Origin of the sequence: Marinobacter sp. UBA2498 (assembly GCF_002341575.1) — a bacterium.
GTDB classification, from domain to species: domain Bacteria; phylum Pseudomonadota; class Gammaproteobacteria; order Pseudomonadales; family Oleiphilaceae; genus Marinobacter; species Marinobacter manganoxydans.
On the sequence record NZ_DDOI01000021.1, the window covers coordinates 419 to 2,416 of the forward strand.

The window sequence follows — 1,998 nt, forward strand, 5'->3', positions numbered from 1 at the left end:
TTGGCTTCCTGAACATCCACCCGCGCGCCCGCCAGAAGATCCTCCAGCTTTTTCTTGCTGAGCTTGCCGTAGTCATCGAAGGAATCGACCGAAAAGTAGACGTCACCATTGTCCGCTGCGTAGGCGTGGCCGCCGGCAATCAGTTTGTGGATCATCGCGATAATTTCGTCGATATACGCGGTAGCTCGGGGCTCTTCATCCGGTGACAGCACGCCGAGACGGGCTTCGTCTTCGTGCATGGCTTTGATCATCCGGTCCGTGAGNNTCGTCATAGGGCTCACCGTTTTCATCCGCACGGCGCAGGATCTTGTCGTCAATATCGGTGATATTGCGAACATAGTTCACGTCGTAACCGCGATGACGCAGGTAACGGGTAATCACATCAAAGGCTACCAGCACCCGGGCATGCCCCAGGTGGCAGTAGTCATAGACTGTCATACCGCAGACGTACATCCGGACCTTGCCAGGCTCAATTGGCCGAAACTCTTCCTTCTGTTGGGTCAGAGTATTGTAGATGCGGATCACTTGCCCCCCTTGCCCCAGGAATCCCTGAGCGTAACAGTGCGGTTGAATACCGGCCGACCGGCAGCCTCGGTATGGGCCTGATCACAGAAGAAGTAGCCTTCCCGCTCGAACTGGTATGGAAGATCCATACGGGGCGCGACAAGACTCTTTTCGACGCGCGCGCCTTTGAGAACCACCAGCGATTCCGGATTCAGGTGATCCATCAGATCGCCTTCCTTGTCACTGTCCGGCGACTCGTGGTTAAACAGGCGGTCATACAGATTGATGTCTGCCTCTACACTGTCACTCGCCGAAACCCAGTGAATCACGCCGTTCGGTTTGTAGCCCTCGGGATTGACGCCCAGGGTGTTGGGATCGTACTCACACTTGAGCTCGACAATCTGGCCACTGTCGTCACGAATCACTTCCCGGCAGGTCATCACATAGCCGCCACGGAGGCGTACTGCCTGGTCCGGGGCCAGCCGCTTCCATTTACGCGGCGGCTCCATTTCGAAATCTTCCCGGTCGATATACAGAGTCTGGGTCCAGGGCACTTCCCGCTCGCCCATATCCGGATTTTGCGGGTGCACTGGCAAGGTGAGCGTTTCGCTTTGATCCGCCGGGTAATTGGTCAGCGTGACTTTCAACGGGCGCATCACACACATGGCTCTCGGGGCCCGGGTGTTGAGGTCTTCGCGAATGGCGTGCTCAAGCATGCCCACATCCACAGTGCCGCCGGCCTTGTTCACCCCGATCATGTCGCAGAAGGTGCGGATGGACTCCGGCGTGTAGCCACGCCGGCGCATACCGGAAATGGTTGGCATACGCGGATCGTTCCAGCCATCAACTACATTCTCATCCACCAGACGCTTGAGCTTCCGCTTGGAGGTGATGGTGTAGTTCAGATTCAGCCGCGCAAACTCGATCTGGCGCGGGTGGCAGGGGCCGGAGATGTTATCCAGAACCCAGTCATACAGCGGCCGGTGGTCCTCGAATTCCAGCGTGCACAGGGAGTGGGTAATCCCCTCCAAGGCATCCGAAATGGGATGGGTGAAGTCATACATCGGGTAGATGCACCACTTGTTCCCGGTCTGGTGATGTTCGGCGTAGCGGATGCGATAAAGAATCGGATCCCGCATGTTGATGTTCGGAGAAGACATATCGATCTTGGCCCGCAGCACCAGTTCGCCGTTCTGATACTTGCCGTCCCGCATGTCGCGGAACATCTGCAAGCTCTCCTCCACGGGGCGATCCCGGTAGGGGCTGTTTCTGCCCGGCTCTTTCAGGCTGCCCCGGTACTCGGCCATTTCATCGGCCGTCAGGGCGCACACGTAGGCCTTGTCCCGGGTAATCAGTTCCTCGGCAAATTCATAAAGCGCATCAAAGTAATCCGAGGCATAAAGCACGTCCCCGGCCCACTCGTAACCAAGCCATTCCACATCCTGCTTGATGGCGTCGATGTATTCCTGGTTTTCCTTTTCCGGGTTGGTGTCG

General features: G+C 57.3%; 1 protein-coding gene and 1 pseudogene. Both read right to left on the reverse strand.

The features are described 5' to 3' along the window. Positions 1-525 (reverse strand): annotated as a pseudogene (locus tag B2W52_RS02030) (class I tRNA ligase family protein); the annotation flags it as partial. Continuing rightward, positions 522-1,998, reverse strand: a 1,477-nt coding sequence (locus B2W52_RS02035; protein ID WP_286801096.1) for a glutamine--tRNA ligase/YqeY domain fusion protein, incomplete at its 5' end; no start/stop codon positions are given. The gene B2W52_RS02035 and the pseudogene B2W52_RS02030, both read right to left, overlap by 4 nt.